This window comes from Arenimonas sp. (assembly GCF_047602345.1).
Lineage (GTDB): Bacteria > Pseudomonadota > Gammaproteobacteria > Xanthomonadales > Xanthomonadaceae > Arenimonas.
Map to the genome: position 1 here is coordinate 432,548 of NZ_JASGHN010000010.1, position 26,013 is coordinate 458,560.

The 26,013-nt window shown below is 66.9% G+C and carries 23 protein-coding genes; 13 read left to right on the top strand and 10 right to left on the bottom strand.

The annotated features are described in order from the left end of the window. Positions 1–37: 37 nt before the first annotated feature. The 8 genes from ftsE to QM707_RS14850 all read left to right on the top strand — a co-directional run bounded on the left by ftsE (position 38) and on the right by QM707_RS14850 (position 8,859). Complete coding sequence (gene ftsE / locus QM707_RS14815; RefSeq protein ID WP_415002649.1) at positions 38–724, top strand: cell division ATP-binding protein FtsE; 687 nt, start codon at positions 38–40, stop codon at positions 722–724. Further along, positions 721–1,665, top strand: coding sequence for a permease-like cell division protein FtsX (gene ftsX, locus QM707_RS14820; RefSeq protein ID WP_415002650.1), 945 nt, complete (start codon positions 721–723; stop codon positions 1,663–1,665). The genes ftsE and ftsX overlap by 4 nt, the downstream gene beginning before the upstream one ends. A gap of 9 nt (positions 1,666–1,674) precedes the next feature. Next, the gene (locus QM707_RS14825; RefSeq protein WP_415002651.1) at positions 1,675–2,520 is read left to right on the top strand and encodes a response regulator; all 846 of its coding nucleotides are present in this window, start codon (positions 1,675–1,677) and stop codon (positions 2,518–2,520) included. A 25-nt stretch (positions 2,521–2,545) separates the two neighbouring features. After that, positions 2,546–3,238, top strand: a complete 693-nt coding sequence (ung, locus tag QM707_RS14830; protein ID WP_415002652.1) for a uracil-DNA glycosylase — start codon at positions 2,546–2,548, stop codon at positions 3,236–3,238. Positions 3,239–3,301: 63 nt separating this feature from the next. Continuing rightward, positions 3,302–5,611, top strand: a complete 2,310-nt coding sequence (locus tag QM707_RS14835) for a hypothetical protein (RefSeq protein ID WP_415002653.1) — start codon at positions 3,302–3,304, stop codon at positions 5,609–5,611. 126 nt (positions 5,612–5,737) lie between these two features. Next, on the top strand, positions 5,738–6,610 hold the full coding sequence (rpoH, locus tag QM707_RS14840) for an RNA polymerase sigma factor RpoH (protein WP_415002654.1): 873 nt from the start codon (positions 5,738–5,740) through the stop codon (positions 6,608–6,610). 81 nt (positions 6,611–6,691) lie between these two features. Beyond that, positions 6,692–8,455, top strand: a complete 1,764-nt coding sequence (locus tag QM707_RS14845; protein WP_415002655.1) for a VanW family protein — start codon at positions 6,692–6,694, stop codon at positions 8,453–8,455. After that, on the top strand, positions 8,452–8,859 hold the full coding sequence (locus QM707_RS14850; protein WP_415002656.1) for a hypothetical protein: 408 nt from the start codon (positions 8,452–8,454) through the stop codon (positions 8,857–8,859). Before QM707_RS14845 ends, QM707_RS14850 begins: the two co-directional genes overlap by 4 nt. On the opposite strand, the gene QM707_RS14855 is transcribed toward QM707_RS14850, so the two are convergent. Next, positions 8,856–10,139: an NAD(P)/FAD-dependent oxidoreductase gene (locus QM707_RS14855; protein WP_415002657.1), complete on the bottom strand. Its 1,284-nt coding sequence runs from the start codon at positions 10,137–10,139 to the stop codon at positions 8,856–8,858. The genes QM707_RS14850 and QM707_RS14855 overlap by 4 nt on opposite strands. Before the next feature lie 44 nt (positions 10,140–10,183). After that, positions 10,184–12,436: a primosomal protein N' gene (locus QM707_RS14860; protein ID WP_415002658.1), complete on the bottom strand. Its 2,253-nt coding sequence runs from the start codon at positions 12,434–12,436 to the stop codon at positions 10,184–10,186. A gap of 411 nt (positions 12,437–12,847) precedes the next feature. Between QM707_RS14860 and QM707_RS14865 the strand changes: the two genes are divergently transcribed. Further along, positions 12,848–13,744, top strand: a complete 897-nt coding sequence (locus QM707_RS14865) for a sigma factor-like helix-turn-helix DNA-binding protein (protein WP_415002659.1) — start codon at positions 12,848–12,850, stop codon at positions 13,742–13,744. Next, complete coding sequence (locus QM707_RS14870; RefSeq protein WP_415002660.1) at positions 13,741–14,406, top strand: DUF3106 domain-containing protein; 666 nt, start codon at positions 13,741–13,743, stop codon at positions 14,404–14,406. The genes QM707_RS14865 and QM707_RS14870 overlap by 4 nt, the downstream gene beginning before the upstream one ends. Here QM707_RS14870 and QM707_RS14875 read toward each other — a convergent pair. Further along, complete coding sequence (locus tag QM707_RS14875; protein WP_415002661.1) at positions 14,400–14,714, bottom strand: DUF4286 family protein; 315 nt, start codon at positions 14,712–14,714, stop codon at positions 14,400–14,402. The two genes, QM707_RS14870 and QM707_RS14875, sit on opposite strands and share 7 nt — an antisense overlap. Beyond that, entirely contained in the window at positions 14,711–15,898 is a 1,188-nt protein-coding gene (locus QM707_RS14880; RefSeq protein ID WP_415002662.1) for a DUF3667 domain-containing protein, read from the bottom strand. The genes QM707_RS14875 and QM707_RS14880 overlap by 4 nt, the downstream gene beginning before the upstream one ends. Positions 15,899–15,957: 59 nt before the next feature. Here QM707_RS14880 and QM707_RS14885 point away from each other — a divergent pair, with 59 nt between their 5' ends. Both QM707_RS14885 and sppA read left to right on the top strand, forming a co-directional pair. Next, entirely contained in the window at positions 15,958–17,322 is a 1,365-nt protein-coding gene (locus QM707_RS14885) for an MATE family efflux transporter (RefSeq protein WP_415002663.1), read from the top strand. 67 nt (positions 17,323–17,389) lie between these two features. Continuing rightward, positions 17,390–19,285 carry a signal peptide peptidase SppA gene (gene sppA / locus QM707_RS14890; protein ID WP_415002664.1) on the top strand — a complete coding sequence of 632 codons (1,896 nt, stop codon included), beginning with the start codon at positions 17,390–17,392 and terminating at the stop codon, positions 19,283–19,285. Between the two features lie 84 nt (positions 19,286–19,369). Here sppA and QM707_RS14895 read toward each other — a convergent pair whose 3' ends face one another. Further along, positions 19,370–19,591: a hypothetical protein gene (locus QM707_RS14895; protein ID WP_415002665.1), complete on the bottom strand. Its 222-nt coding sequence runs from the start codon at positions 19,589–19,591 to the stop codon at positions 19,370–19,372. 71 nt (positions 19,592–19,662) lie between these two features. On the opposite strand from QM707_RS14895, the gene QM707_RS14900 reads away from it, so the two are divergent. Next, positions 19,663–20,439: an SDR family oxidoreductase gene (locus QM707_RS14900; protein ID WP_415002666.1), complete on the top strand. Its 777-nt coding sequence runs from the start codon at positions 19,663–19,665 to the stop codon at positions 20,437–20,439. 17 nt (positions 20,440–20,456) lie between these two features. On the opposite strand, the gene QM707_RS14905 is transcribed toward QM707_RS14900, so the two are convergent. The 5 genes from QM707_RS14905 to QM707_RS14925 all read right to left on the bottom strand — a co-directional run bounded on the left by QM707_RS14905 (position 20,457) and on the right by QM707_RS14925 (position 25,997). Beyond that, positions 20,457–21,044 carry a DUF4124 domain-containing protein gene (locus tag QM707_RS14905; protein WP_415002667.1) on the bottom strand — a complete coding sequence of 196 codons (588 nt, stop codon included), beginning with the start codon at positions 21,042–21,044 and terminating at the stop codon, positions 20,457–20,459. 88 nt (positions 21,045–21,132) lie between these two features. Further along, on the bottom strand, positions 21,133–23,622 hold the full coding sequence (locus QM707_RS14910) for a DNA topoisomerase I (RefSeq protein ID WP_415002668.1): 2,490 nt from the start codon (positions 23,620–23,622) through the stop codon (positions 21,133–21,135). A 195-nt stretch (positions 23,623–23,817) separates the two neighbouring features. Beyond that, positions 23,818–24,708, bottom strand: coding sequence for an RDD family protein (locus QM707_RS14915; protein ID WP_415002669.1), 891 nt, complete (start codon positions 24,706–24,708; stop codon positions 23,818–23,820). Between the two features lie 40 nt (positions 24,709–24,748). Next, a complete protein-coding gene (locus QM707_RS14920) occupies positions 24,749–25,453 on the bottom strand; it encodes a pilin (RefSeq protein ID WP_415002670.1) in 705 nt (234 codons plus the stop codon). Between the two features lie 67 nt (positions 25,454–25,520). Further along, complete coding sequence (locus tag QM707_RS14925; protein WP_415002671.1) at positions 25,521–25,997, bottom strand: DUF494 family protein; 477 nt, start codon at positions 25,995–25,997, stop codon at positions 25,521–25,523. Between the last annotated feature and the right edge of the window lie 16 nt (positions 25,998–26,013).

Consider the following 26,013-nt stretch of genomic DNA (forward strand, 5'->3'; position numbering starts at 1 on the left):
GCGCGCAGCACACTCTGGCCTTCAAGGATCGAAGCCCATGCCCCTGCTCCGTTTCGATGGCGTCAGCAAGACCTACGACGGTCCGCACACGGCTCTGAGCGATCTGAGTTTCTCCGTGGCGGAGGGCGAACTGCTCTTCGTCACCGGGCACTCGGGCGCCGGCAAGAGCACGCTGCTGCGCCTGATCCATTTGTCCGAACGCCCTTCACGCGGATCGGTGCTGGTCGACGACCGCAACCTGGCGAAGGTCCGCGGCCGCCAGGTGGCGCTGCATCGCCGGCGTGTCGGGGTCGTGCACCAGGATCACCGCCTGCTGACCGACCGAAGCGTGTACGAGAACGTCGCCCTGCCGCTGCTGATCGCCGGCACGCCTTCGGCCGAAGTGGGCAAGCGCGTGCGCGTGATGCTCGACAAGGTCGGTCTCGGCGCGCGCGAGCGCGCACGGCCGGGCGAGCTGTCGGCGGGCGAACAGCAACGTGTCGGTATCGCCCGAGCGATGGTCTCGCAACCGCGCCTGCTGCTGGCCGACGAGCCGACCGGCAATCTCGATCCGACCTTGGCGGCGGAGATCATGCAGCTGTTCGCGGCGATGCCGGCGCAGGGCACGGCGGTCATGATCGCCAGCCACGATCTCGCTCTGGTCAAGCGCATGCGCCGACGCGTGCTGGTGCTCGATCACGGCAAGCTCGCCGACGACATCTCGCCCGAGGACCTCGCGTCGTGAGCGCCGGCAAACGCAGCGAGAGCGGATTCTTCCGGCGCTTCCGCGCCTGGCGCGAGCAGCATGCGTATTCCCTGCTGTCGAGCATCGGCCGCCTGTTGCGCCGACCGATCGCCAGCCTGCTGACGATCGGCGTGATGGCGGTGGCGATCGCGTTGCCGCTCGGATTGGGCGTGGCGCTGGCCAACATCGAGCGCTTCTCCGGCAACGTGCGCGAATCGCGCGAGATTTCCGTCTTCCTCAAACCGGCCATCGACGCCGCGGCCACCGGGCGCGTGGCCGATAGCCTGCGCCAGCGTCCCGATGTCGCCGACGTGCGGATCAAGACACCGGAGCAAGGCCTGGCCGAGTTCCGGCAGATGAGCGACCTGGCCGATTCGCTGGACCTGCTTGGCGAGAACCCCCTGCCCAGCGTGCTGGTCGTGCAGCCGCGCGACGACGGCAGGGCGCTGGCCGAAGCTTTGCGCGGGCTGCCCGAGGCCGACCTGGTGCAACACGACGCGATCTGGCGCGAACGTCTCTCGGCCTGGCTGGCATTCGGCGAGCGCCTGCTATGGATCGTGGCGGGCCTGCTGGGCCTGGGCGTGTTGCTGGTCGTCGGCAATACGGTGCGGCTGGAGATCGGCGCGCGCCGCGAAGAAATTGCCGTCATGCAGCAACTCGGCGCCACCGATGGCTTCGTACGCCGCCCCTTCGTCTATCTGGGGCTGTGCTACGGCGTCGCCGCCGGCCTGCTCGCGCTCGGGCTGATCGCCGCGGCGGGCGTCGCACTGCAAGCCTCCCTGACCGACTTGCTTGCCAGCTATGGCGGCCAGTTCCGGCTGCAGGGCTTGGGCGTGGCCGGCGCCGGAATGTTGCTGGCCGTCGCAGGTTTCGCTGGTTGGTTGGGCGCATGGCTCGCCAGCGGCCATCATCTGAGGCAGACTCGGCCTACCGATCTTTGACCGCCGGCCATGAGCACACCCGGATTCCGACTTTCCGATACCGCCACACCCCGCATCATGGTGGTGGATGGCTCGAAGGTCGTGCGCAAGATGATCGAGGGCGTGTTGCGCCAGCAGTTGCCGAACATGGAGTTCGTCGGTTGCGAAAGCGGGCAGGAGGCGAAGGCGGCGTTGCAGGCCGGCGCCGTGAACCTGGTGACGACCGCCCTGCGCCTGCCGGACATCGACGGACTGGAACTCGCGCGCTATCTGCGCGAGCACACGCCGCAGGCCTACATCCCGATCATCGTCGTCTCCGGCGATGTGCAGGAGCGCCTGGAGAGCCGCAGCTTCAGCGACGATGTCACCGACTATTTCGACAAGGCGCTCGGCTTCGGCGCGCTCGCCGCTTTCATCAAGGGTTATGTCGCGCCGGAATCGGAACCGGGCGGCGAAGTGCTCTACGTCGAAGACAGCCGGGTCGTCGCCGTCGCAACGCGGCGCATGCTCGAGAAGCACGGCCTCGCCGTCATCCACGCCACCGGCGTCGAGGATGCGATCGCTCACCTGGAAACGATGAAGGCGCAGGGCCGCGTGCCTGGTCCGGATGTCGTGTTGACCGACGTGTATCTGAAAGGCGATTTGACCGGCAAGGATCTGGTGCAATCGATCCGCACGAAGTTCGGTTACCCGAAAGGCCAGTTGCCCGTGCTGGTGATGACCGGCGATGCCAATCCGGCCAACCAGACCGACCTGCTGCGCAGCGGCGCGAACGACCTGGTGCAAAAGCCCATCGAAGAGCGTCTGCTGGTGACCAAGCTCCTGTTCCAACTGCGCGTCGGACGCCTGCTGCGGCAGAAGCTGGCCAAGCAGTAAGCGCGCGTTCGCTGCGTCGCGCGCCATGTCCGCAACCGACGGCATCAAGCTCGAACCCTCGTGGAAGGATCGCGTCGGCGATTATTTGCTGCGGCCGGAGATGCGCGCGCTGTCGGAATTCCTGCGCGACGAGAAGGCCAAGGGCAAGCGCATTTTCCCGCCGGGGCCGCAGATATTCGCCGCGCTCGACGCCACGCCGTTCGATCAGGTCAAGGTCGTCGTGCTGGGCCAGGATCCTTATCACGGCCCGGGCCAGGCGCACGGCCTGTGTTTCTCCGTCGCGCCCGGCGTCGATGCGCCGCCCTCGCTGGTGAACATCTTCAAGGAGATCGAGCGTGATCTCGGCGTCGCGCGGCCCCATCACGGCTACCTGATGCCTTGGGCGAAGCAGGGCGTGCTATTGCTCAACGCGGTGCTGACCGTCGAATCCGGACGCGCCGGCTCGCACCAGGGCAAGGGTTGGGAAGGTTTCACCGACCATATCGTCGAGCGCCTCGATCGCGAGCGCGAAGGACTGGTTTTCCTGCTCTGGGGAAGCTACGCGCAGGCCAAGGGCAGGATCATCGACGCGCGCCGCCACCGCGTCCTTCGCGCGCCGCATCCTTCGCCGTTGTCGGCGCATCGCGGTTTCCTCGGCTGCGGACACTTTTCCGCCGCCAACCAGTACCTGGCGCAACGCGGCGCGACGCCGATCGACTGGGCGCTGCCGCCGATCTAGCCGGCTCTGGCCGCGTTGCGGCATCCTTCGCGTCTGCTTCATCGACCAGACTTGGGGAAGTCCATGCATCGCACTCTTGTTCGCAGCCGCCTGGCGCTGGCCTGCGTGTTCGGCCTGTGCGCCGTCAGCCAGCAGGCCTCGGCCGGTAATCCGCTCGATTCCGCCTGGGACTGCGCGAAGGCCTCCGCCGGCGGCGCGGCCAATATCGGCGCCGATCTGGCGAAGAAGGCGGAGACGATCGCCTCGATGAGCGGCGAACTGGGCGTTTGCCTGGGCAAGAGCGGCGCCGACCAGACCGGCTTCGCCATCACGATGGGCGCGATCACCGCGATCAAGATCGCGTCGCCGGATACCCTGCCCAATGGCGAGTGCAAGACGCGCATCCATGGGCTGCTGGCGCGGCCTTTCGCCGAGGGCATCTCGGCGGTGATGCCTTCGAGCGGCGCGAAGGACGACCTGATCGACCTGATCAACAGCCCGCAGGCCGGCGAAGCGCTCTGGGACCAGTTCTCGTCCCTGCCGCCGCCGGTGATGACTTATGCCAGCCATGTCGATTGCTCGTGCATGCTGATCGACAACGCGGTCTCGCTCGCCGACCTGTCCGCCGTCGGCAATGCCATCGAGGACATCAGCGCGAACTGCAGCGCCTTCCTCGACGATGCCGGCCTGGGCTTCATCAACGACTACGGGACGGCGGCCATCCAGTGGACCGGTACGGCGTACAGCGACGCCAGCGGTTGGTGGGACCGCAATGTGCTCGGCCAGAGCAAGCATGCCGACCCCGACACCGTGTACCAGATGTACTGGGGCATGTACGAAGTCGACCAGGCCAACCAGATCCTGACCAATGGCAATGGCGTGCTGCCCTGGCATCGGCAGAGCAACGTGATGGCCACCGAGATCGCCAATGCCGGCTTCGCCAGCATGGGATCGACCTGGAGCCTGATGGCGGAAGATCCGGGCGAAGCGATCAGCAAGGCGGTGGAGAAGTGTTATAGCGGCAACAACTGCACGACCTCGGTCGGTTCGATCTACAGCCAGTGCGTGACCTACTACGACAACCACACCGCGTCGAAGGAACATGCGCAGGAGTGGTGTTCGTCGATGCGCGACAATCGTTTCACGCCCGCGGCGCAGAAGTTGGCGAAGGAATTCGATGCCGACATCAAGACGCGCCTGCTGGTGCAGGAGCGCCTCGATGTCTACCACAAGCAGCTGATGCGCTGGCAATGGCGCATGCCGCGCCGTCCGGGTTACCAGTCCGGCGACACGTTCAACGGCTGGACCGCGCAGCAGACCGACAACATCGCGCTGGCCAACCTCGGACATGCGCAGGCCTTCGGTTCCTTCAGCCGCGGCCCTTGGGACTATCAGCTCAGCGGCGTGTTCCAGGCCGCGCGCGAAGTCCTGCCGAACGTCGGCTGGGATCCGCAGAAGGCCGCCGATCTCGCTTTCAAGGGCGTCGAACCCACGATCAACAACAACATCCGCAAGGCCTGGTTGGAATGGTCGAACTGGGACAAGACCAGTCGACTGGGCGAGTGGCTGCCGACACCGCCCTTCGGCGGCAAGTACGGGTGCCCGACGAATGCCCCCTTGGCCAGCGCCTGCGTCGGCAAGGTGCTCAACACCTACGACAAGGTCTGCGCCCTGCCGGTGCGCGATGCCCATTTGAACGCGAAGGACCTGATCGACCTCAACGGCCCGGGTCGTCGCCTCGACACGGTGAAGAAGAACTGCCTGTCCTGGATCACGCCGCAGATCGAGCGTGCGGTGCTGCTCAGCGATCCGATCGCCGAGGTCGGTGCGTACACGCAGGAGTTCTGCTCGGACATGCCGACGCGTTCGCAGGAACAGCAGGATTGCCAGCGCCGCGTCAGCGACGAATGGGCCGAATGCGCGATCAAGGCGTATGAAGCGGGTCAGGGTGCCGATGCCGTGCGCCAATGCTTGGCAGACTGGGCACGCGGCTATCGCATACGGCGCATGCAGGGCATCCGCGTCACGCCGATGCCGTCAGGCTCGGTCCAGGCGCCACAGCCCGGACAGTCCGTGCCGGGCGCTATCCGCCTGCCGCCGCGACCGGTGTCGTCCAGCACCTCGCCGACGCCGCGAGAAACGCCGGCGCCATCCGGCCAGGTGGCGCCGATCCGCATCGGCGATCCCGCGACGCAGAGCAGCGGCCGTCGCCCGGCGCCGGCACCCGCCGAAGTCACACCGACGCCGCGGCGGGCCGCCGAGCCGGCGCCGACCAGCTCGCGATTGCCTTCCCGTGCGGAGAACCGACCGGCCTGCCCCGAGGGCGAAGTGCAGGTGACGATGCGGGACGGAACCAAACGCTGCGTGACCGAGGAGCGCAAGCCCGGGCCTTGAAACCCGGCTGGTCCGGCCCCACCCAAGGAATTCAAGCACTTGCAGGGTGGCTGTTGCAGGGGTGGAACGGTGTGGAACTCCCCGCCCCTTTAGCAGTCGAAAACCGCGAGTGCTAAAATCTCGTCCATGAGCGAAAACATGACCACTGCGTTGATCGCCAACAACCTGCCCATCCCGAGTGCGCTCGGTTCGTTGGACGCCTACATCACGGCCGTCAACCGCGTGCCAGTGCTGACCGCCGACGAAGAGAAGGCGCTGGCCGTTCGCCTGCGGGACGAGAGCGATCTCGACGCCGCCAAGCACCTGGTGATGTCGCACCTGCGTTTCGTCGTGCACGTGGCCCGCGGTTACCAGGGCTACGGCCTCGGTATGGGCGACCTGATCCAGGAAGGCAACATCGGCCTGATGAAGGCGGTGAAGCGTTTCGACCCGGAGCAGGGCGTGCGCCTGGTGTCTTTCGCCGTGCACTGGGTGCGCGCCGAGATGCACGAGTTCATCCTGCGCAACTGGCGCATCGTCAAGGTCGCCACGACCAAGGCGCAGCGCAAGCTGTTCTTCAACCTGCGCAAGTCGAAGACGCGCCTGGGCTGGATGAACGATGCCGAAGTCACCGCGGTGGCGAAGGACCTCAACGTCTCCAAGCGCGAAGTGCTGGAAATGGAATCGCGCCTGTCGGGCCGCGACATCGGTTTCGATGCGCCGGCCGACGAGGACGACGATCACGCCCCGCCGGCGCCGTCGGCCTACCTGATCGCGAACAACGCCGATCCGGCGCTGGCTTACGAGCAGGACGATCACGAAGAGAACCAGCTCGAAACGCTGCGCGAAGCCATGGCCGGCCTCGACGCGCGCTCGCGCGAGATCCTGAAGCGCCGTTTCCTCGGCGAGCCGAAGGCGACGCTGCAGGAACTGGCCGACGAGTACGGCGTTTCCGCCGAGCGCATCCGCCAGCTCGAAGCCAACGCCTTGAAGAAGATGCGGGCCGTTTTCGCCGCCTGAGGCATCCGGCAGCCCGGTTCCCGACGACGGCCCCGCAAGGGGCCGTTGCTTTTTGCGCCGCCTGCGGGCTGAATCGGCGGCATGGCCGTTTCGATCGAAGATACGCCGCGCCGTGCGGCGCCGGACCGCGCGCCTCCGCCCACCCGCCTGGATGCGTGGAGTTTTTTCCTGCGCGCCTGGGGCTTGCGGCTGCTGCGCATGGCGCGCGACGCATCTTCCAGCCAACGGCCGGTGCGTCATGCCGCATCGCGCGATCTGCGCGATGCACCCATGCTCGCGTCATTCGAAACTTCGTTGTGGCCGACGATCGCCGACGAGGACGCGCTCGTCGCCGGCAAGATCCACAACCTGCGCCAGGCGTTGAAATCCTTCGATGGCCTGGTGATTCCCGCCGGCGCGGTCTTCGGCTTCTGGCGACAGCTCGGTCGCGCGATCCCGCGCCGTGGTTTCGTCGTTGGTCGCGAACTGCGCGAGGGCTGCATCGTGCCGGCGATCGGCGGCGGCCTGTGCCAGCTCTCCAACGGGATCTACGACACCGCGTTGCGGGCCGGAATCGAGATCGTCGAACGCCACCGGCATTCGCGCGTGCTCGCCGGTTCGTTGGCCGAGATCGATCGCGATGCCACCGTCTTCTGGAACTACAAGGACCTGCGCCTGCGCGCGCCTTTCGCCTGGCGCCTGGAAGTCGCGATGGACGACTCAACCTTGTCGATCCGCATCCGCGCCGAAGCTGCCGTACCTTCTGCCTTGTTGCCGCTGGCCGTAGGCCAGCGTGCGGAGCCGATGCCGGGCGACTGCACCAGTTGCGACGCCACCGAATGCCACCAGCACGTCGGGCCGCGCGAGTTGTCGCGGCACAACACCTGGCTGATCGACGAGGACTGGCCGGAGTTCCGGCAGTATCGCGCGACGAACGCCACGACGCAGGATCGCTCGATAGATCGTGTGGTCGCGGCCGGTGGCGGCGTATCCGCGAAGGCGAACCGGATCGTCACGGCGATTCGTTGGCGCTGGGCGCTATGGCGCGGGCGCGCGATTCCCGATGCGCGCCTCCAGGGCCTGCAGGCATTGGCGCATAGCATGGCGCGACGCCTGCATCCGGACGACCTGCACCTGATCGTGCCGCAGGGCCTGCTGCCTTTCCTGTGGCGCGATGGCGAGCTGGCCGGTCGCAGTTTCGATGTATTGATGACCGCCCTGCCGATGGGCGAGATCCAGCGCCGGCTCGATCGCGCGTCTGCGCAGCATCCGCAATGCACGAGCTTGCGCGACTTCCGCGTCGATGATGGCCTGCTGAAAGCCGAAGCAGATGCCTTGCAGCGTGCGCGCCGCTGGATCGGCCCGCACGTCGGGATTGCGGATCTGGCCGGAACGCGCGCCGAAGTCCTGCCTTGGATCATGCCTGCCGCGACGCCGAAGCGGCCGCGCGCGGCGGGTGCGCGATTCGCCTTGTTGCTGCCGGCATCGAGCCTCGCGCGCAAGGGCGTGTTCGAGTTACGCGAGGCCTTGCGCGGACTCGACGTCGATCTGCTGTTGCCGCCAGGCTCTTGCGAGCAGCCGGACTTCTGGCAAGGGGTCGCAACGCGGCCAGTGGCTTCTGTGCGCGAAGGCCTTGGACAGGCCGATGCCGTCGCATTGCCCGCCTGGATCGAACACCAACCGCGTGGGTTGCTGATGGCCATGGCATCGGGTTTGCCCGTGATCGCCACGCCGACTTGCGGCTTGGCATTGTCGTCGTCCTGGCGCGCGGTGCCGGAAGGCGATGTGCAGGCCTTGCGCCAGGCCGTGTCGGACGTGATGGGCGCACGAACAGACAGGACGAACGAAAGGGAGAAAGCACCATGAAGGCAACGTCATCGCTACCGTGTTCGCCGCGCGCCCAGGCTGGCGGCGCGCTCGCCTGGGTCATCGGCATCCTGGCGCTGCTGGCCTTGCTCGGCGTCCTGGCGCTCGGCGCCTTGTTGATGATCGGCTGGAACTACTTCGCCGAGCAGGCGCAGGCGGCCGTACAGAAGCAACCCGAGGTGCTGGAGCATATCGGTACGATCCGCGAGTTCGACATCGACATCAACGGAACCGCGGAAGCGGAAGGCGGCGACGAATTCGTCTTCGATCTCGTCGGCAGCAAGGGCAGGGGGCGGTTACGCGCGCACTTCATCACCGTCGATGCCGATCACGAGGCGCTCGGCCAGGGTTCGCTGGTGATGGCCGACGGCACCACGATCACCTTCGACGGCGGCGCGCGCTAGTTCCTCGATCGCTCAGTCGGGTGATTCTGCGCATCGCTGCCCAGCACGATGCGCGCGTGGCGCTGGTAGGTCCAATAGGACCAGGCCCAGTTCACCAGCACGATGATGCGGTTGCGGAAACCGATCAAGAAGAATACGTGCGCGACCAGCCAGAACCACCAGGCGAAAATGCCTGAAAGATGCAGGCGGCCGAGGTCGGCGATCGCCGCCATGCGACCGATGGTCGCGAGGTTGCCGTAGTCGCGGTAACGGAACAGCGGGGCGGGTTTGCCGGCCAGCCGCGCCCGGATCGAACGCGCGACGTGCGCCCCCATCTGTTTTGCCGCCGGTGCGACACCGGGCACCGCCTTGCCGTCGCGACTGACCGCCGCGAGGTCGCCGGCGACGAAGATCTGCGGATGGCCGGGCACGCTCAAGTCACCTTCGACGTAAACGCGGCCGGCACGATCCAGCGGCACGCCCAAGGACTTGCCGAGCGGCGATGCGGCCACGCCGGCAGCCCAGAGCACGGTCCGCGTCGGGATCGATTCTTCGCCCAGGCGCACGTTTTCGTCGTCGATCGCGGCGACGGCGGCGCCGGTGCGCACTTCGACGCCGAGGCGCTGCAATTGCGCGCGCGCCTTCTCCGACAGCGCTTCCGGAAACGAGGACAGTACGCGCGGACCGGCTTCGATCAGCATCACGCGCGCTTCGCCGGAATCGATGCGCCGGAACTCCTTCTTCAGCGTATGCCTCGCGATTTCCGCCAGCGTGCCGGCGAGTTCGACGCCGGTCGGGCCGCCGCCGACGACGACGAAATTCAGCCAGGCACGACGTCGGGCGGGATCGGTCTCGAGTTCCGCGCGTTCGAAGGCGACGAGCAGCTTGCGTCGGATCAGGAAGGCATCGTCCAGCGTCTTCAGCCCCGGCGCCTGCGAAGCCCACTCGTCATGACCGAAATAAGCGTGCCTGGCGCCGCTGGCCAGCAGCAGGTAGTCGAAAGGCAGGGCGCTGCCGTCGGCCATGCGCAATGCCTTGGTCGCCGGCTCCACCGCCGCGACGTCCTGCATCAGCACGGTGACGTTGCGCTGCGAACGCAGGATATGACGCAAGGGCGCGGCGATATCCGGCGCCGACAAACCTGCGGTCGCGACCTGGTAGAGCAGGGGCTGGAACAGATGGTGGTTGCTGCGATCCACCAGCGTGATCTGCACTGGCGACGAAGCGAGCGCGCGGGTGGCCCATAGGCCGGCGAAACCGCCGCCGACGATGACGATGCGCGGAACGGCGGACTTTTCCATGCGCCGATTATAGAACGCGCGCCCTGCCGCGCGCGTGGCATCGCCTAGTAGAGATCGAGCGGGTCGACGTCGATCGACCAGCGGACCTTGCGTGCGGACTTGAACTCGTACAGTGCCGGCACCCAGCTGCCGAGTGCGGCCTGGAGGGCGGGGCGCTGGTTCGAACTCAACAGCAGCTGCCCGCGTGCACGGCCAGCGCGCCGCGCCATCGGTGCCGGCATCGGGGCACTGGCTTCGGTTTTTTCCGAGGCCGGCCACAGCGCGCGAGCCTCGCGAAGGAACAGCTGCACATCGCCCTCGTTGGGCGCTTCGGCACGCAGCAGGGCCAGATGCGCGTAGGGCGGAAAACCAGCCGCTTCGCGCTGCGCGAGTTCGGTCGCGGCCAGGGCGGGATAGCCGCCGACGAGCAAGGTCGCCAGCAGCGGATGATCGGGATGATGCGTCTGCAACAGCACTTCGCCCGGCAAGTCGGCGCGGCCGGCGCGACCAGCGACCTGGATGAGCAGTTGCGCGAGCTTTTCGCAGGCGCGGAAATCGGCTGAATACAGGCCCTCGTCGACGCCGACGACGCCGACCAGGGTCAATCTCGGCAGGTCGTGGCCCTTGGCCAGCATCTGCGTTCCGATGAGGATGCCGGGCCGATCGCCGAGCTCCTGCAAGTGCTGTTGCATCGCGTCCTTGCGTCGCGTCGTTTCGCGATCGACACGCAGCAGGCGCGCCTGCGGGAAACGCGCCGTCAAGGCTTCTTCGATGCGCTCGGTGCCGAACCCCTGTGGTTGCAAGGCCAGCGACGCGCAGTCGGGACAGCTTGCGGGCCGCGCCGCGCGCGCGCCGCAGTGATGGCAGATCAGGGTACGACCAGCGGTCGTCTCCGGCGTCCTGCCTGCGACGACACTCGCACGTCCATGTGCAGCGCCGTGCAGGGTCATCGGCTGCTCCTGCGTTGGCGTGCTGCAGCGGCGACAGTGCGCGCTCCAGCCGCAGTCGTGGCACAACAACACCGGCGCGTAGCCGCGACGGTTCTTGAACACCAGGGCTTGTTCGCCCCGCTCCAGGCAACGTTCGATGCCGTCCAGCAGGTCCTTCGACAGGCCGTGCGTCAACGGCCTCTTGCGTACGTCGAGCACGCGCACCTGCGGCGGTTTCGCGCGCCCGGCACGCTGGTTGAGCCGCACGTGCGCGTAGCGGCCGGCCATCGCATTGTGCAGCGACTCCAGCGACGGCGTCGCGCTGCCGAGCAGCACCGGCACGCCGAGCGCCTTGCCGCGCACCAGCGCCAGATCGCGCGCGTGGTAGCGGATGCCGTCCTGTTGCTTGTAACTGGCGTCGTGCTCTTCGTCGACGACGATCAGGCCGGCCTCCGGCAGGGGCGCGAATATCGCCGAGCGCGTACCGACCAGCACGCGCGCCTCGCCTCGCCACATCGCCGTCCAGGCGCGCGCGCGCGCGCCGTCGGCGAGGCCCGAATGCATCGCATGCACGGGAAGGCCGAGACGCGCACGGAAACGCGCCAGGGTCTGCGGCGTCAATCCGATTTCCGGAACGAGGATCAAGGCTTGCCTGCCCTCGGCCAGGCAATCGCGTATCGCCTGCAGGTAGAGCTCGGTCTTGCCGCTGCCGGTCACGCCTTCGATCAGGCAGGCCCGGAATCCCTTGCCCTCGCGCAAGGTCGCCAATGCATCGGCCTGTGCGCCCGTCAGGCGGGGGCCATCGTCGTCGGCGCCGTGCTCTGTCGACCCGGGCAGGGCGATACGTTCCATCAGGCCGCGCGCCGTCAGCGCGCGCGCGCCGACTCGCCAGGATTCGAAAACCTGGTCCAGTCGGTCTTCGTCGATGGGACCGGACTGCAGGGCTTCTGCCAGGCGTCGCGTCGCCGAACCGCGGCGCAGCCTGGACCAACTCTCCATCCCCGCTGGCGTCAGCGCCTGCGCGTAGGCGCAGGTTTCCGGCAGGGGCAGGCCCGCACGCAATGCGGTCGGCAGACTGGTGGCGATCACCTCGCCCAGCGGCGCGTGGTAGTAGCGCGCGACCCAGCGCAGGCTTTCCATCAATTCGCCGTCCAGCAATGGCTGGACGTCGAGCAGTTCAGAGATCGCTTTCAGCTCCGGCCCTTCTTCGTTCGCGGGCGCCAGAGCGGTGATGACCCCCACTTGCTCGCCTCGACCGAAGGGAACGCGCACCCGTCGGCCGATCCAGTCCGCCATAGGCAGGCCGGCCGCACCCGGCAGGTAGTCGAACTCGCGCGGCAGGGGCAGCGGCAAGGCGACCCGCAGGGCATCGGAAGAGGAAAAAGGCATGGCTCGGCAGTCTATCCGGAGGGCCGGAAGCCTGTGGATGGAAGTTGCCGCACAGTGCTCCCGAATGGATCAGGAAGTTCATTTAACTTCCTGTCAGGAAAAGAGAAAATCCCTTATCCACACAGACTGTGGATAAGTCTGTGGAAGGGGTTGCGGACGGCGTTGCGCACCCCCTTAGAAAATGCGCTTCGGCACGCCTTGGTGATTTTTTAACCAAGTTGCCATATTCCATAGGAAACAATGGCTTGGCGCTGTGAAGAAATTGCAATAAGGCATTTTGCCGGATGAAAAAACCGTTCCGGATCGACATCGTCGCGCTGTGCACAACGTTCCACGCGCAAACCCGCGTCATAGCGGGCTGTGAAGGCATTGTTCAGCCTGTCAAGCCTCGGCTCCACGCTAGAATGGGTCGTGCCCCATCGCCCCCCTTCGGCCTCGCTGCAGGCCTTCCTTCGCGGCATCGAACGCCGCGCCTATGTTCTCCTGCTCACCCAATGCGGTGACGCCGAAGCGTCCGCCTCCGCCCTGAGGACGGCGCTGGACGCGTTCGTGGCGGAAGCCGACGCCATGCCCCTGGCGCAATGGCCGATGCGCTTCTGGGCCATCGTGGTGCGACAGCCGGCTATGCTGCAAAGCCATCGTGTGGAACCCGCGCTGGCCACGCTCAGTCCGGGGCCCCGCTCGGCCCTGTTGTTGCGCCTGGTGGCGGGCCTGGATTTCGAACACGCCGCACAGGCTCTCGGTGCCGGCGAGGCCGCGTATCGCGTCGCGCTCGATCGCGCGTTGGCGCGGCTGAGCGAGCAGGGCGTCGATCTCGAAGGTCTGCGCGAGCAACTGCAGCAGCGCGTCCGGCATCTGAGCGAGCGACAGGGCAGCGACATCGCGTCCTTGCGACAACAGGCGATGGAAACGATCGCGCCGGAGGCGGAGCCTGCGAATGCGACGACGGAGACGGACGCACACGCGCCGCCATCGCCGCGTTGGCGTCTGGTGGCGATCGCGTCGCTGGTCGTGCTGTTGCTCGCGTTCGCGGCGAGTTTCATCTGGCCGTTGTCGCCGCAGTTGCCCGCCGGACAGACGGAAGCGTTGCCGTCCGAAGCCAGTATCGGCAGTCCTGCCGTCGACGATGCGGCTCTGGCGACCGACCCCGACTACGCCTTGCTCGCGCAGCCGGCGGCTGATTCGTCCCTGGCGCGCGAGCTTGCGTTCCACAGTTGGCTGGCTGGGCGGGGCACCGTCGTCGTGACGCAGTCCGCTGCCTTGCCGGATGTGCCCGAAGCGGCCGACACCAGCGAGTCGCAACCGTGAAATCCCGCTGGCTGGTGGTCATATGCATCCCGTTCGCGTTCGCTGCGCTGGCCGCTACGGCGGGATTTTCCGCATTGCCCGAGGCGCAACGCCGCCTGCTCGCCAGCGCCGAAGCCGTGTGGCCGGTATTGCCGCCGGAGGATCGACGCGCATTGCAGGACAACGCGGCCGACTGGTTGGCGCGATCTCCGCAGGAACGCGCCGGATTGCACGAGGCATGGCGTCGTTGGCAGGCCCTGCCGCCGGCCGAACGCGCGCGCCGACGCGGCGAATTCGAGGCTTGGCGCCGGCTGCCGGAAAGCGAGAAGCGGACGCTGCGCGATGCGGCGCCGATCTTCTCCGCGCTACCCGTAGCCGAGCAGCAACGCTTGCGCGAAGAATTCGCGCAATTGCCGGTCGACGAACAGTTGGCCTGGTCGCTGGGCCCCGAACTCGGCCGCGACGCGGCACGCATGACGGTGCTGTTCGCCTACGTGCCGGAAGCGGAGCGGCCACAGCTGCTGCAGGTGCTACGCGAACTCACGCCGGACGAACGCGCCCTGCTCGCGCAACTCGTTCCCCGTCTGGACGCCAGGCGACGGGATCGCCTGCGCGAGAGCCTGCTGAAGGCACCGGCCGGCGAACGTGCGGCCCTGCTGCGCGCGACGCTCGCCGCTCAGTAGTCGGCGGAGGTCGCCAGCACGCGCCGGTCGGCGCGGAATTTTTCGCCGAAGCGGGCCGTGCCGTCCGCGCGCAGACGCGGCGCGTGATCGCGCAGGTAATCGGCCAGCGCCGCTTCGTCGCGCAGGCGGTAGTGCACGCACAGGCAGAATTCGCCATCCGCGGCAGGCGGCTCGCGTCGCTCGAACACCGTCGCGCCGGTGAAGCCTGGCAGCGCCAGGATCTCGCGCACGTGCGCATCGAGCCAGGCACGATAGTCGGCCTCGATGTCGCGCCGCACGCTCAGGTTCACCTCGTATACCAGGCTCATAGCGTCAGCAGGCCGATGAAGAGCGCGGCCAGGACCACGCAGCCGAGCATGAAGGAGTAGGCGGTGCCCAGCAGCCAGAACTTGAACAGCGTCATCAGCCAGCCCTGGCCGTAGACGCGCTTTTGCATCAACAGCAGGTAGAGCGGGATCCACAGGCTGAGCAAGGCGATGCCCCAGCCGAGCAGGCCGTTGAAGAACCCGGACTCGGGAAACAGCCATTCCTGCAGGGTGGCGAGGGCCACGATCAGGGTCAGGTCGAGCGCCATGAAGCTGTGGCTGTGCAATGCCACCAGCAGATGCTCCATGTACAGGCGGCGCTTGAGCACGAAGAACGCCTTGAGCAGCAAGGCGAAGATCGGCATCAGCACGAACAAGGCCTGGGGCAGCACGCGGAAGATCGCATCGACGATGGTCTTCTCGCTGTCGCCGCGATCCATTTCGTCGCGCGCATGCCGCATGCGTTCGTTCAGCGAGCGGTTCGCCGCGGCCGGCAGCCAGCCGAAGTTGATCGGATTGCTGTCCGGATCCCAGTTCTTGCCGTTCACCGGGAAGTTCAGCGATTCGCCGCGAGGCTCTTTCGGCGGCGGCTTGCCGGCCGCCTTCGCCGCTTCGACGGCTTTCAGGTATTCCAGACGTTCGCGGCCGCGTTCCTCGATCTTCTCCAGCGCCACGTCGATGCCGACGGTCGCGCCGGGCGTGCCGGCGACGCTCTCCCGCGTCTTCTGCAGGGCCTCGCGGCTGGCGGCCAGAGCCTTCTCGAGTTCGGCCACCGTCATCGCGTTCGCGATGCTGTCGCCCTCGCGCGCGGCGCCGACCTGTACGCCTTTCACGTCGCCGTCGTCGCCGACCTCGAGGCTGCCGTGGATGGCGAAGAACATCACGATGGTCAGGAAGAAGAACAGCCGCACTGGCGTCACGTAGCGCACGCGGCGGCCGGCGATGTACTCCATCGTCAGGTAGCCCGGTTTGGCGAACAGCGGCCAGATCGTCCGGATTACGCGCGAGTCGATGTTCAGCACCGTGTCGAAGAAGTCGCCCATGATGCTGGAGAAATGCCGTACCAGGCCGCGGGTGGACTGGCCGCAGGCGTAACAGTGCTCGCCCAACAGCTGGGCGCCGCAGTTTTCGCAGCGACGCGGCCGCGCAGGTTCCGAGACGGCGGGAGTGGCGGTCGGTTCGGACATTCGGGGCCCCTGGGCGAATGCGGCTAATATAACGACAGAAATCGGCCCTGCCTTCCTCCATGAGTCACAACGAACACCGCCGCGCACGACTGTTGCGCGAGATGCGGGTCAGCCTCGTGCTCGCCCTGCCCATGGTGGCGGGGCAGTTCGCCGCCGTGGCGATGAATCTCGTCGACTCGGCCCTGGCCGGCCACTACAACCCGACGACGCTGGCCGCCGTCGCCGTCGGCAGCGCCCTGTGGTCGGTCGTGCTGCTGGTCTGCATCGGCGTGCTGATGGCGATCCCGCCTTCGGTGTCGCAGCTCAACGGTGCGGATCGTCGCGGCGAGATCGCCGCACTCTGGCAGCAGGCCGTGTGGCTGGCCCTGGGCCTGGGCCTGTCGATGCTGGCGCTGGTGCGTGCCGCGCCGTTGTTCCTGGCCTACTTCGGCATCACCGCCGAGGTGCTGCCGGAGGCCTCGGCGTTTCTGCAGGCCTTGTCGTACGGCGCGCCGGCGCTGGCCCTGTATTTCAGTTTCCGCTTCCTCAGCGAAGGCCTCGCGTGGACCATCCCGACGATGGTGTTCGGCGTCGGTGGCCTCGTACTGCTCGCACCGATCGGTTATGCGCTGATGTTCGGTGTCGGACCCTTGCCCGAACTCGGCGCGGCCGGCCTCGGTTATGCGACGGCGCTGGTGCTCTGGCTGCAGGCGATCGGGTTCCTGTACTACCTGCATCGTTCGCCGCGTTTCGCCGACCTGCATCTGTTCGAGCGCTGGCCGCTGCCGCAGTGGAAACCGATTCGCGAACTGCTCGCGCTCGGACTGCCCATGGGCGTGTCGATCTTCATGGAAGGCAGCCTGTTCGTCGCCACCGCGCTGCTGATCGGTCGGCTCGGTGCGCTCGATGTCGCGGCGCACCAGGTCGCGTTGAACTGGGCGAGCGCCAGTTTCATGTTGCCGCTGGGCATCGCGATGGCCACGACGGTGCGCGTCGGCCATGCCCAGGGCGCTGGCGACGCTTCGGCCGTGCGCTGGGCCGGTCTGGCGGGCTATGGCCTCGTGTTCGTCACGCAAACGCTTTCGGCACTGGCCTTGATGTTCGGCGGCTACTGGCTGGCCCGGCTCCTGACCGACGATCCCGCCACTATCGCGTTGGCCGTCACCCTGATGGCGTACGCGGCCGTGTTCCAGTATCCGGACGGCATCCAGGCTTTGTCCGCCGGTGCCTTGCGCGGCCTGAAGGACACCCGCATACCGATGTTGATCACCGTGCTTGCGTATTGGGGGCTGGGCCTGCCCCTGGGCGCCTGGTTCGGCCTGCATCTGGAAGGACGGGCGCCGGGCCTCTGGCTGGGCCTGATCGTAGGCCTGAGCGTCGCCGCGAGCCTGCTGACGCTGCGTTTCTGGCGCTTGGCCCGGCGGCCGACGATGGTCACGCAATGACCTGTGGCGCATGCGGCGTTCACCGGCCAGCGGTTATTCTTTGGCCAGAGATTTTCGGAGTTTCCCCATGAATCAGTCGCAAGCCAGGCCGAATCCGGTCTGGAGTTTCCTCGTCGGGCTTTGGCGTTTCGTCGATTTCGCCAACCACCTTTTCTTCAACCTGATCATGGGCTTCTTGCTGCTGGTCTTCCTGGCCCTGGTCGGTGCCGCGTTCTCCGCCAGCAGCGGCAATAGCGGCTACGGGCCGTTGCGCGACAAGACCGCACTCGTGCTCGATCTCAAGGGAACCCTGGTCGAGCAGTACACCAGCGCGCCGATCGAGCGCGCCTTCGCCCAGGCCAGCGGCAACCCGGAGCGCGAGATCCAGTTGCGCGACCTGACGCGCGCGATCTCGGCGGCCAAGGACGACAAGCGCATCGATCGCATCGTGTTGCTGACCGACGGATTCGGCGTGCCCGGTTTCGCGGCGCTGCGCGAACTCGGAGCGGCCCTGCGCGACTTCCGTTCCGCCGGCAAGCAGGTGATCGCCTATGGCGCCGGCATCGAGCAAAAACAATACTACCTCGCGGCGCAGGCCGACGAAGTCTATCTGGACCCCAGCGGCATGGTCCTGCTCGAAGGGCTCGGCCGCTATCGCCTGTACTACCGTCAGGCCCTGCAGGAAAAGCTCGGCGTCGACGTGCACCTGTTCCGCGTCGGCGAATACAAGTCGGCGGCGGAACCCTACATCCTCGATGCGGCGTCGGCGGAGTCGCGCGAAGCCGACCTGTTCTGGATGAACGACCTGTGGAACCGCTACCTCGACGACATCGCCAGCGCGCGCAAGCTCAGTCGCGAGCAGCTCGTCGCCTTCGTCGCGGCGATGCCGGAGCGCGTGCAGGCGGCCAAGGGCGACATCGCCCAGCTCGCGCTCGATACCAAGCTGGTCGATGCGCTGAAGACGCCGCACCAGATCGAAGAGCTGTTGTCCGAGCGCGGCGCGTTCGACGAGGAGCGCGGCAGCTTCCGCCAGATCGACCTCAACGCCTACCTGCGCCAGCTCGGCCCGGCGAACTCGCTGATCGCCAGCGGCGACCAGGTCGCGATCGTCGTGGCCTCGGGCGAGATCGTCGATGGCAAGCAGGCGCCGGGGACGGTCGGCGGCGAATCGACGGCGGAGCTGATCCGCAGTGCGCGCGAGGACGAGAACGTCAAGGCGATGGTATTGCGGGTGGATTCCCCCGGCGGCGGCGTGTTCCCGTCGGAACAGATCCGTCGTGAAGTCGCGTTGATGCGCGAGGCGGGCAAGCCCGTCGTCGTGTCGATGGGCAATGTGGCGGCGTCCGGCGGCTACTGGATCTCGATGAATGCAGACCGCATTTACGCCGATCCGTCGACGATCACCGGTTCCATCGGCATCTTCGGCCTGTGGATGAGCGCGCCGCGCGCGCTGGAGAAGATCGGCGTGCATAGCGACGGCGTAGGCACCACGCCCTTGGCGGGCGCCTTCGACATCACCCGCCCGCTCGATCCGAATGCCGGCGCGATCATCCAGTCGGTTATCGACCATGGCTATGCGCAGTTCATCGGCATGGTGGCGAAGGCGCGCGACAGCCAGCCGGAAAAGATCGACGAAGTCGCACGCGGGCGCGTCTGGAGCGGCGCCCAGGCCAAGGAGCGTGGACTGGTCGATGCGCTCGGCGGTTTGCGCGAGGCGCAAGCGGAAGCGGCCAAGCTGGCCAAGCTCGAGAAGGACAAGTACGAGGTGCGCTATGTCGAGCCACAGGTCTCGCCGATCGACCAGTTCTTCCTCGACCTGAGCCGCAATGCGCGCACGGCGGCGATGATGCGCAGCCTAGGCCCGGTGCCGGGTCTGCTGGGCCGCGATGCCAGCGAGCGCGTGACGCGCGAACTGGCCTGGTTGCAAGGCGGCAACGGCACGGCGCCGATCCGCACCGTCGCCCACTGCTTCTGCGGGCTTTGATCGCCGCGAACCAGGCGATCGCGACTCAAGAAAAAACGCCGGGGAATCCCCGGCGTTTTTCTTTGAGCGGACCGCGGATCGCGATCAACCGCCCTGGTCCTCCAGCGCCTTGCGCTGGTCTTCCGCCGCTTTCTTCTGCGCGTCGTCGGCGGTCTTGGCCTTGTCGATCGGGCGTTGCATCGTGTCGCGCATTTCCGTGGCCTTGCGCGCGCGCTGGTCCAGCGCGCTTTCCTCGCCGGGAGGCGGATCCGAACAGGCCGTCAACAGCAGGCAGGACAGGGCGACATGGATCGGCGAGAGACGCATGGCGATTCCTCGGATGGGCGCTGCGGTTATGCTACTCCGAAGGCCCTGCGCAGGCGAAAGGAAGAAGGACGATGGCGGCGAACCGTTGGCGACTGGACGGGCAGACGGCCCTGGTGACCGGCGCCAGCCTGGGCATCGGCCGCGCGATCGCCGCCGAGCTGCTCGGTCTGGGCGCCGAGGTGCTGATCGTCGCGCGCGACGAGGCGCAATTGGCGGCGACGGCGGGCGAGCTGGCCGAGCAGTTCGGCGAGGATGCCGTGCGGCATTTCGCTGCGGATGTCGGCGATGCGGAGCAACGCCGCGAGATCTTCGATTGGGTCGAGGACCTGGGGTGCGGCCTGCAGGTGCTGGTCAACAACGCCGGCACGAACCAGCGCAAACCGAGCATGGACTACTCCGAAGAGGAGTGGCGCGCGATTTTCGAGACCAACCTGTTCGCGGCCTTCGAGCTGTCGCGTTTCGCCTTCCCGATGCTCAGCCAGCACGCCAGTTCCAGCATCGTCAACGTCGGCAGCGTATCGGGGCTGACGCATGTGCGCACCGGCGCGCCCTACGGCATGAGCAAGTCGGCCTTGCACCAGCTGACGAAGAACCTCGCCTGCGAGTGGGCCGAGGACGGCGTGCGCGTGAATGCGGTCGCGCCCTGGTACATCCGCACGCGACGTACGTCGGGCGCCCTGTCGCAGCCGGAATACTTCGACGAGGTCATCGCCCGCACGCCGATGCGGCGCATCGGCGAGCCGGAAGAGGTCGCGGCAGCGGTCGCCTTCTTCTGTCTGCCCGCCGCCAGCTACGTGACCGGCGAATGCATCGCCGTCGACGGCGGCTTCCTGCGCTACGGGTTCTGATCGCGCCGGGCGGCGCCTCAGGGGCAGCTCTCGTCGACGATCTGGCCGATGCGCTGCACTTCGGACTTGCGATAGGTCGCAGTATCGCTGAACGCATGCAGGGAAGCCGATTGCGCTTCCTTGCGCTTCTTCCTCCAGACCTCGCAGGCCTGCTCGTCGCTCAGGCGGACGCAGGAATCCTCGACCCACTGGCAGGCGCGCGACAGCTCCGGGCCGAGTTGCCGCGAATCGTAGTACAACACCATCGGCTCGCAGCGCGGATTCGGGTCGTAACTTTCGCTATAGCGTTCGATGCCGTCATAACTCGTGCAGCGGTACATCGGCGGCGGCGAAAGAAGAAGCGGCGGCGCGCGGCGGCGCTCCACGACGGGCTCGGGTTCGGGTTTGGCCGGTGGCGGTGGCGCGGGTTTGGCCGGCGCGTCCTTCGGCCGCTGCATCTGCCGTGTGCTCGACTGCGTGCCCGCCGGACAAGGATCGTCCTGCAAGGTCACGCGACCCTTGGCATCGACGCAGCGGTACACCGTGACGGTGTCGTTGCCGGCACCGCCCGCCGAGCCGGCCAATACCAGCAGCAGCGATGCGACCGTGAGACGCAACAGGGACATGCGGCGGATTGTGCGACGGGTCGGCCAGCGCCGCCAGCGGTCGCCGGCTGAAGCCCGACGACCGGTTCAGCTGGCCGTCCGACGGCGTTCAGGCCGCCTTTTTCGGCGCCGCTTTCTTCGTGGCCTTGGCGGTTTTCTTGGCCGCCTTTTTCGTCGCCTTCTTGGCGGTCTTTTTCGTGGCCTTCTTGACGGCTTTCTTCGCCGGCTTCGCGTCCGTCGCGTCGACCGATGCCGGTTTCTTCACGACCGCTTTCTTCGTCGCCTTCTTGCCGACGGCCTTGCGTCCGAAGCCCTTGCGTACCGGTTTGCCGGCGGCCAGCAGGGCCTCGCACTCGGCCTGCGTCAGCGAGGCCGGCTCGCGATCCTTCGGGATCTTGCCGTTCTTCTCGCCATCGGTGATGTAGGGACCGAAGCGGCCGTTGACGATCTGGATGTCCGTGCCGGGGAAGCTCTTGATCAGCCGGTTGGCGATGGCCTGTTCCTTCTCGCGCACCAGTTGCAGCGCGCGCTCGAAACCGATCGTGTAGGGGTCTTCTTCCTTCGGAAGCGAGGCGTAGGTGTCGCCGCGCTTGGCGAAGGGGCCGAAGCGGCCCACGCCGACGCTGACCTCGCGACCTTCGTCCAGGCCGAGCTTGCGCGGCAGGCCGAAGAGCTTGAGCGCTTCTTCCAGGGTCAGGGTGTAGATGCTCTGGCCAGGGCGCAGCGATGCGAAGCGCGGCTTCTCTTCGTCCTCAGCCGTGCCGATCTGCACCATCGGGCCATAACGGCCGATGCGCGCCGTCACCGGCTTGCCGGTTTCCGGGTCGGGGCCGAGCAGGCGGCCGGTCTCTTCGCCGCGCGGCTGTTCGCCTTCCGCGTCGACCTGCTGCTTGAACGGTTTCCAGAATTTCTGCAGCAGCGGCACCCATTCCTCTTCGCCGCGCGACACCGCATCGAGCTCGTCCTCGAGCTTGGCGGTGAAGTCGTAGTCGACGTAACGGGCGAACCGTCCGGTCAGGAATTTCGCCACGGCGCGTCCGACGTCGGTCGGACGGAAGCGGCGGTTGTCGAGCAGCACGTACTCGCGACCCAGCAGCACCTGGATGATGCTGGCGTAGGTCGACGGCCGGCCGATGCCGTATTCCTCCAGCGCCTTCACCAGCGAGGCTTCGGAATAGCGCGGCGGCGGTTCGGTGAAATGCTGGTCCGTGTGGATGGAAGCGAGCGGCACGTTCTGGCCGAGTTTCATCGGCGGCAGCTTGCGGCCTTCGTCGTCGTCCTCGGCGGTCTTCGCGTCCTTGCCCTCTTCGTAAACGGCCAGGAAGCCGGGATCGACGATGGTGGTACCGCTGGCGCGGAAAGCGTGTTCGCTGCCTGCAGCGAGTTCCACCGACACGGTGTTCAGGGTCGCCGGCAGCATCTGCGAAGCGACGGCGCGCTTCCAGATCAGTTCGTACAGGCGGCGCTCGTCGTCGGTCAGGAAACGCGCGACCTGGGCCGGCGTGCGCAGCGCCGAGGTGGGGCGAATGGCTTCGTGCGCTTCCTGCGCGTTCTTCGACTTCGACTTGTACACGTTCGGCTTGTCGGGCACGGCCTGCGTGCCGTAGTCGCGGGCGATGACGTCGCGCATTTCCGCGACCGCTTCCTGCGACAGATGCACCGAGTCGGTACGCATGTAGCTGATCAGGCCGACCGTACCTTCTTCGCCGAGCGCGGCGCCTTCGTACAGCTTCTGCGCCACGCGCATCGTGCGCGAGGTCGAGAAACCGAGCTTGCGCGCGGCCTCCTGCTGCAAGGTCGAGGTGATGAACGGCGGCGCCGGACGACGCTTGCGCTCCTTGCTGCTGACGTCGGTGACGTGCAGCGCATTGCCGGCGGCGGCGACGAGGCGTTGGCGCGCGGCTTCGGCCGACTTGCCGTCGGTGAGGGTGAACTGTTCGAATTTCTGGCCATCGAGTTTGACCAGTCGCGCGGTGAACGGCTGCTGCGGATGCGAGAGTTCGGCTTCCACGCTCCAGTATTCGCGGGCGACGAAGGCTTCGATCTCCTCCTCGCGTTCGACGATCATGCGCAGCGCCGGCGACTGCACGCGGCCAGCGGACAGGCCGCGCTGCACTTTGCGCCACAGCACCGGCGAGAGGTTGAAGCCGACCAGATAGTCCAGCGCGCGTCGTGCCTGCTGCGCATCGACCAGGTCGCCGGCGATCTTGCGCGGATGGGCAACGGCTTCCTGGATCGCGCGCGGCGTGATCTCGGTGAAGACGACGCGATTGAGCGGCTTGCCCTGCAGCAAGCGGCGCTCCTTCAGGATTTCGGCGATATGCCAGCTGATCGCTTCGCCTTCGCGATCCGGGTCGGTCGCCAGGAAGATGGCGTCGGCCGATTGGGCGGCGCGGGCGATGGCTTCGACATGCTTCTCGTTCTTTTCGATCAGCTCGTAGCGCATGGCGAAATCGCGCTCGGGGTCGACCGCCCCCTCCTTGGGCACGAGATCGCGGACGTGGCCGTAGGAGGCCAGGACGGTGAAGTCCTTGCCCAGGTATTTGTTGATCGTCTTGGCCTTGGCGGGGGATTCGACGATGAGCAGGTTCTTGGCCATGCTGGCAATGCTCCGCAATTGCGGTGAACGGTGCGCCAACGCGGCGCCCGGCTATCAATGAGGGCGGTCCGGCCCCCGTTCCAGTCCCCCGGCCGAACCGGGGCGACAGACGGCAAGGCCCGCTTAAACCGCGGGCCCTTTATTTATTAAGTCTCCCGAATGGCTGGAGCTGTCAAGCCAGTCCGGGCGCCGGGCTCAGCGCCAGCTCGCGCCGCCCAGGGCCGCCAGCATGGCGAAGAAGGCGATGACGCTGAGCACGCTGCCGCCGAAAACCACGACGATGAAGGCGATCAGGCAGCCGCCGAGCTCGCGTTTCTGCAGGTCCGGCCGGCTCGTATAGGCCCATTGGTCGACCACCAGCGTGCTGGCGGCCATGTCGTGCAGGCCCTGTTTCCGGTCCGTGAAGGCGACCACCAGGTAGCCGATATAGATCGTCACATAGCACAGCAGGTGGCTGGCCCAGCGGCCCAGGGCATGTTTCCGGCCCAGGCGATGCCCGTCGGCGTCGGTGACCTTGATGCCGAACAGGCGCTTGCCCAGGGTCGCCTGGGCCTCCGACGATTCCTGGTACACGTAGTACAGGGCGCTCAGGATCGGGCCGGTGACGTAGACCGCGAGCATCGTGACGATCTGAAAGACGCCCAGCTGCCCCGTGGCCGAGGACGGATCGAAGGCGCCGAAGCCGAAACCGAAGCCCATCACCACGATCATCAGGACCACGTAGTACGCCATCGTCACCAGGAAGGTGTCGACCACCCAGGCGGCCCAGCGGCGCCAGAAGCCGGCGTAGACGACGTCGCCACCACCGACGTAGTTGGTTGTCTGCCTCGCGACGGCGGCCGATGGCGGGGCATAGGGCGAAGCGCCGTCGGGCGCTGGCGACGGCAAAGGCATCGCGGGCAGGTCGTCGAGGCCGAGTTCGCTCCCGACCCGTTTCAGCGCCTGCCACTCGCCCATGCCTTCGCGCCACACCAGGGTTTCGTCGTCCAGCTGACCGCGGCGATAGGCGTCGCGGATCACCTGGGCGGCCATCGGCCCATGTCGCTGTTCCTGGCGATCTACGTAGTACCAGAGGGCCTGGCTCATTCAATTGCGCTCCAGCAGGTCGGGTGATTCGGCGCTGGCCTCAGCGGCAACCGGAGGGCAGCAGCTTCGGCGGCATGTCGGGTCCGCTGCAGGTCCAGCTCATCGCCCCTGGCTCGCCAGGCATCGCTTCGAGCACGATCGACCGGCCGCGAATGGCCTGGGTGGCCTGGTCGCCGAACTGTACTTGCACCGCGCAGCTGCCGTTCGGCAGCACGCCCAAGCGCACGTTCCCGACGTAGCGACCGGCATAGCTCGCCGGCGGACCGAAGCCTTCGCTGCCATTGGTTGGGCAGACGCCGTTCTGCGCATGAGCCTGCTCGATCGACGGCTTGAGGGAATTGCCGAGCGCCATCGCCTCGGCGGCCTGCGCCCGTGCGACGTACTCCTGATATTGCGGAATGGCGATAGCGGCGAGGATGGCCATGAGCACGATGGCGCCCACCAGCAGGATGATGCCGATGAGCAGGCAGCCATTGCCCTTCTTCGCCGGCGGCGGCATTGCCGCGGGTATCGCGGTCGGCGCGGCGGTCGGGACCGGCGGCGGTTCGGCCACGACATCCAGATCGTCCAGGTCGAACTCGATTTCGAACTGGCGCAACGCCAGCCAATCGCTCATGCCCTCGCGCCAGATCAGGGTTTCGCCGTCGATGGATCGTTGTCGATACGCTTCGCGAATGGCGTGCGCTGTCACCGGCCCCTGACGCTGACCGTTGCGATCGACGTAAAACCAGCTGCTTGCGTCCATGGCTCTTCGCGTCCCCACGCGTAAAAAACCCGCCTTGCGGCGGGTTCGTATTCATTCCCCGACCTTCTCAGTGTACGGGTTCGGGCTCGTCCCCGAAAATCTGGCTTTCGATCCAGGCGAAAGCCGCTTCGGCACCCGGTTGGTTGAACAGGACCATCAGCACGACCCATTTGAGGTCATCCACATCAACCTCTTCCTGGTCGAGCGCCATCACGCGATCGAGCACCAGCTCGCGCTGGTCGGCGTCGATGACGCCTTGCTGCTCGAGGAACATCAGGAAGCCCCGGCACTCGCTATCGAGCCGGTCGAGTTCGCCCTGCACGAACACGCGCACCGGGCCACCGACCCGTGCCACGGCCGTGGAGGGCCGCTGCTGGGAGAGCTCGTCCAGCCAATCGAACGCCTTGTTGATCTCGCTGGGGCTGAAGCCGGCCTGGATCAGGCCGTTCTGGAGGGAGTCGCGATCCCGGACGGCATCGGGGTCGTCGTAGAAGTAATGTTCGAAAAGGTAGAGAAGGACGTTGAGTATGGTTTCTTCTTTCATCACCCTATCGCTTGTG